General features: G+C 45.0%; 5 protein-coding genes. 4 read left to right on the top strand and 1 reads right to left on the bottom strand.

Annotated elements, in window-relative coordinates:
- The coding region (locus tag EJP82_RS27610) for an anaerobic sulfatase maturase (RefSeq protein WP_246054463.1) at positions 1-1209 on the top strand (1209 nt) is incomplete at its 5' end.
- A gap of 75 nt (positions 1210-1284) precedes the next feature.
- Here EJP82_RS27610 and EJP82_RS27605 read toward each other — a convergent pair.
- The gene (locus EJP82_RS27605; RefSeq protein WP_127195289.1) at positions 1285-2484 is read right to left on the bottom strand and encodes an ROK family protein; all 1200 of its coding nucleotides are present in this window, start codon (positions 2482-2484) and stop codon (positions 1285-1287) included.
- Between the two features lie 148 nt (positions 2485-2632).
- Here EJP82_RS27605 and EJP82_RS27600 point away from each other — a divergent pair, with 148 nt between their 5' ends.
- The 3 genes from EJP82_RS27600 to EJP82_RS27590 are packed head-to-tail and all read left to right on the top strand — an operon-like array spanning position 2633 to position 4874.
- Positions 2633-3313 carry a chromate transporter gene (locus EJP82_RS27600; RefSeq protein ID WP_127195288.1) on the top strand — a complete coding sequence of 227 codons (681 nt, stop codon included), beginning with the start codon at positions 2633-2635 and terminating at the stop codon, positions 3311-3313.
- A 12-nt stretch (positions 3314-3325) separates the two neighbouring features.
- Positions 3326-3859 carry a chromate transporter gene (locus EJP82_RS27595; protein WP_127195287.1) on the top strand — a complete coding sequence of 178 codons (534 nt, stop codon included), beginning with the start codon at positions 3326-3328 and terminating at the stop codon, positions 3857-3859.
- Between the two features lie 37 nt (positions 3860-3896).
- Entirely contained in the window at positions 3897-4874 is a 978-nt protein-coding gene (locus EJP82_RS27590; RefSeq protein ID WP_127195286.1) for a formylglycine-generating enzyme family protein, read from the top strand.
- Positions 4875-4984 lie beyond the last annotated feature (110 nt).

Below are 4984 nucleotides of genomic sequence, written 5' to 3'. Positions count from 1 at the left end.
CTGCATGTCATGTGGAAAACAGTCTCCGAGGATTGTAATCTAGCCTGTGATTATTGCTATTACAGCACAGCAGGAGGTCATCCTCATCAACCGATTCGAGTGATGGATACGGCCCTTCTGGAGCGGTTTATCTCTCAGTACATGGATAGGTCATCAGGTTTAGCTACTTTCTCTTGGCAGGGGGGCGAGCCTTTATTGGCGGGACTTCCGTATTTTGAGCAAGTGATTTCTGCGCAAGCAAGGTATGCACCACCACATACGACGATTAGTAATGCGTTACAAACTAATGGAACTCTTATTAATGAAAATTGGGCGCAATTTTTTAAACGGTATAACTTTCTGATCGGGATTAGTCTGGACGGTCCTAAGCCTATTCATGATGCACACCGGGTAACGGGGTCGGGGAAAGGCAGTTTTGATCTGGTTATGCGTGGGATTCACCATTTGCAGGATGCCGGTGTGGAGTATAACATACTGTCGGTGATTCATGAAGATAACGTGACGAAGCCAGACGAGTTGATGACATTTTACCAAGAACAGAAATTTCCTTACATTCAGTTTATCCCTTGTATGGATTTTGTCTCGCAGAAGAGCGATATGCCTGGGCGTTTCCGTATTACACCTGAACAGTATGGGCAATTTCTGTGTCGCACATTTGACTTGTGGTATAACGAGGGCTATCCCGAGCTGCCCATTCGTATTTTTGAGAATATGCTACTTGTATTTATGCATCGTCAGGTGGAGCAGTGTATTCACAGCTCATGCTGTCCGAAGATGATGGTGCTTGAGACGAATGGCGATGCTTACCCTTGTGATTTTTTTATTGATGATGAGCACAGGTTAGGGAATATCGGTCAAACGGATTTAGAGTCACTGCTTTCAAGTCCAATATATGATGATTTTCTACAGATGAAGCCAAATATGAATGAAGCCTGCCGGACTTGTGAATACCTTAGCTTGTGTCATGGGGGGTGCCCTCGCAACCGGAATTGGTTAGATGTTAACGATCGTACCGAGGTAGATTATTTCTGCCAAAGCTACAAAATGTTCTATTCACATGCTTATAAACGGATGATTTCGCTCGCGAACCGGCTCAAAGCGGAGCAGATGCAGGAGTACAGAAGAATGGGTAATCCACTTCCAGGTCGAAATGAATCATGCATTTGTGGGAGCGGGAAGAAATTCAAGAACTGCTGCCAGCTGTTATAGCAGCATCTTTCATTTCTAATAGAAAAGGTTGTCCCCAAAACGCGGAAATGTTTTGGGGACAACCTTTTTTCTAGGCTAGAGAGCCATATGATTTCTTACCATAATTGCCGCACCCGTCACCACAGCTTCTTCTTTCAATTGACCTAGGGAGAACTGAGGTTGGTATTCGGGATAACGGTAAGTATTTTTCTGAGCTACTTCCACCGCCGTTTGGAAGAACGATTCGTGAGAGTGGATGAGCGCACCGCCTAGGATGATGGTCTCAGGATGTAATAGGTTGATCACGTTGGCCAGGCCAATTCCGAAGTGAATAGATGCTTGGGTAAATAATTCACGGGCATGTGAATCGCCATCTCTAAAGGCTTGGACCAATACATCGTAAGTCAGCTTCTCTACCGACACTTTATACGTCTTGGGTATCTGATCTTTACCCATTTCCGCTTCAGAACGTGCACGTTGTTCCAACGCCTGCACGGATACGAATGCTTCCAGAGCTCCGTAATTTCCTTCATTATCTAGTCGGGGCCCATCTGTCTGAATGATCATTTGACCAATTGCATCCTCCATATCCATCGTGCCATGAACAATACTCCCATGCGACATCATCGCATAGCGGAGTCCAGCACCAGCATGTACATAGAGCATATGCTGAATGCTGGCATGCCGGATGGACCATCGCTCTCCAAGAAGTGCTGTATTAGCACCGTTGTCTAGCAAAGCCTTGAAGCCTGTCCGCTCCTCCACAAGCTTGCATATAGGGAGGTTGTTCCAGCCTGCAGCAGGGAAGTGTAGTGGTCTTAGGATCAAGCCGTTGTCCCGATCAAGGGGACCAACAGCCCCAATTCCTATACCGATAATCTGACTAGCTACCAACTGGTGGTCCCTGAGGAAGCCACGTATCTGACTACTTATATGCTCCAAAAATTTCTCTGGTGTGAATGCTTCGTCCATTCGCCAATGAACAATTGATTTTGGGTTCATTTGCATATCAAATAATCCAATGGAGGAGTATACCCTTGAGATTTCCAAGCCCAATATGTAACCGTATGACGGATTAATCTGGTAGAGAATAGGCCTTCTGCCTCCGCTAGATTGCCCAAAGCCGGATTCTATCAGCAATCCTTCGCCGGTCATCTCTTCCAATAATCGGGTCATGGTGCTCTTGGTAAGTGAAAATGCTTCTAGAAGGTCTAATTTGGATACGGTACCTTGTTCTGCGATTCGGTCATATAGGAGTTTCTTTGGCGATAGAATGAGTGTCGAGCGCTTGTCCACAATATACCCCCAAATAATTTTTAATAATTAAGAGTAAATCCAGTATAACCCATATTGAATTAAATGTAATTTATAGTGAAAAAAACTTAATTCCATTTTGAGAAAAAGTGTTATAATGAGTGTAATACAGAATTAAGGGTGAATGTTTATGATAACAAATGTGACTGCAAAGACAAGTTCAAAGACAAGCGCAAAGACAACTGCACATGCAAGGGTTGACCTACTGTTCCAATTGTTTTGGGCCTTTTTACGAATTGGTCCCGTTACCTTCGGGGGAGGTTATGCGATGATCCCGATGATAGAGCGAGAAATTACAGTTAAACGAAAATGGATGAGTGAAGCGGAGATGGATGATATCCTCTCTCTGGCCGGTTCCGCACCAGGTGGTGTTGGAGTGAACGCCGCGGCATTTATTGGTTATAGGCTCGGGGGAGTATTTGGGGCTATTGCAGCTATAGCAGGAATTACGACTCCAACCTTCATCATTGTTTGTTTACTTAGTTCAGTCTACTCGCAATTAGCCGATCAACCGAAGGTCGATGCCGCAATGAAGGGTATCCATGGTGCGGTCATTGCCTTAATCCTGGTAGCTGCATATCGAATGGCCAAAAATGCTATATTCGACAAGACAACCGCTGCAACGGCTATGGTCGTACTGGTCGTGTTACTTGTAACCGGTATTAACCCAATCTATGTGATCGCATTTGGTTTACTTATTGGATTTGTATATTTGCAAGTAAAGCAGTTGTTAGGGCTCCAGGTACGGACGGAAAAGGAGTGCTTGGATTACTCAGATGAAGAGTCAAAGTATCCGGAGTATTACATCTAGGGAGGACACGTCGTGATTTGGAATTTATTGATGACCTTTATGAAAATAGGATTTCTCTCCTTTGGAGGAGGGTACGCGATAATCCCGATGATTCAGCATGAAGCCATGACTGGCGGGTGGTTATCTGAAATGGAATTTCAGGAGGTTGTATCGATCGCAGGGATGGCAACTGGTCCTGTTGCGACCAACAGTGCAACTTTGATCGGATATCGTGTAGCCGGAATTGAAGGAGCGATGGCTTCGACGTTAGGCATGGTTCTACCTTCATTTATTCTCATCATTATTATTTCCATATTCTTTTACCGGGTGAGGGACAGCAAGTGGATTAAAACTTTGTTCTATGGTTTGCGTCCAGTAATTACGGGGTTGATTGCTTATGCTGCGATTCGTTTTGGATTTATGGGCAAGGAGCACGCTTTCCTTACTTGGCAGACACTAGGTACGCTAATCATTGTATTCGCTTCTCTATATGGTCTCATCAAAAATAAACTGCATCCACTTACGATCATTGTTGCTTCAGGATTTCTTGGTGTAGCATTTTTTTAAACAGAGCAGGAACTATCCCCAGATTGGAGATTTGCACATGACAGAGAATATACATGCTTGCTGCTCAGCCAGCCGTAATCAAGTTCTGGGAAAAGGGTACATCGATGGATGTAGAGATAATAAGTCTGTACAAGGGTTGACAGGTGAGGAAGATTTATCAGGGATGATCCTTATTCCTAGAGGCACTTTTCTTATGGGGACGGATGACAAGGAAGGGTTCCCATCCGATGGAGAAGGACCCGTTAGAAACGTGACGGTCTCTCCTTTTCTACTGGATACAACGGCGGTTACAAATGAGCAGTTCGCTTCTTTTATTGAGGCAACAAACTATGTTACAGATGCGGAACGGTTCGGCTGGTCTTACGTTTTTCATTCCTTTATTTCTGAAGAGACAGGCAAGAAGGTGACACAAGTGGCCTCTCAAACTCCATGGTGGTGGGTGGTAGAGGGAGCAAATTGGCGTCATCCTGAAGGTCCAGATTCTCATGTGGACGAACGCCTTGATCATCCAGTTATCCATATGTCTTGGCATGATGCTGACGCATATTGTCGCTGGGCCAGTAAACGTCTTCCGACGGAAGCGGAGTGGGAGTATGCCGCCCGAGGCGGTCTTATCCAGAAACGATATCCCTGGGGAGATGAATTAAAACTGGGCGGGCAGCATCAATGTAACATTTGGCAAGGGAAATTTCCTGACAAAGATCATGCTAGTGACGGTTATTCAGGTACTGCTCCCGTAAAGTCTTATCTACCAAACGGGTATGGCCTCTACAATATGTCAGGAAATGTATGGGAATGGTGTCAGGACTGGTTTACACCGAGTTATCGCTTGTCAGCCGAATCCATAGACCCAAGAGGGCCATCAAGTGGAATGGCACGGTCCATGCGCGGAGGCTCATATTTATGCCATAAATCCTATTGTAATCGTTATCGGGTGGCGGCCAGAAGCAAGAATACACCGGATAGCTCATCAGGAAATATTGGCTTTCGTTGTGCGGCAGATATCGTTCTTTGATGGCAAAGGTTGCTTCATAGTGAAAACAGACCACCTTCGTGGCAATGTCATTAAGATAAGCTCAAAACAAAACCGAGAATAAAAATGAAATCCGAAACGGCATGGGTAAA

The sequence above is a fragment of the Paenibacillus anaericanus genome (assembly GCF_003994475.1).
Taxonomy (GTDB): Bacteria; Bacillota; Bacilli; order Paenibacillales; family Paenibacillaceae; genus Fontibacillus; species Fontibacillus anaericanus.
Note: the sequence above shows the minus strand (reverse complement) of the source record. Positions and strands in the feature narration are given on the sequence as shown.

Bases quoted from the DNA above. Each gene is read 5' to 3' on its own strand.
- EJP82_RS27600 (WP_127195288.1), top strand. From the start codon at position 2,633: ATGATAACAAATGTGACTGCAAAGACAAGTTCAAAGACAAGCGCAAAG.
- EJP82_RS27590 (WP_127195286.1), top strand. From the start codon at position 3,897: ATGACAGAGAATATACATGCTTGCTGCTCAGCCAGCCGTAATCAAGTT.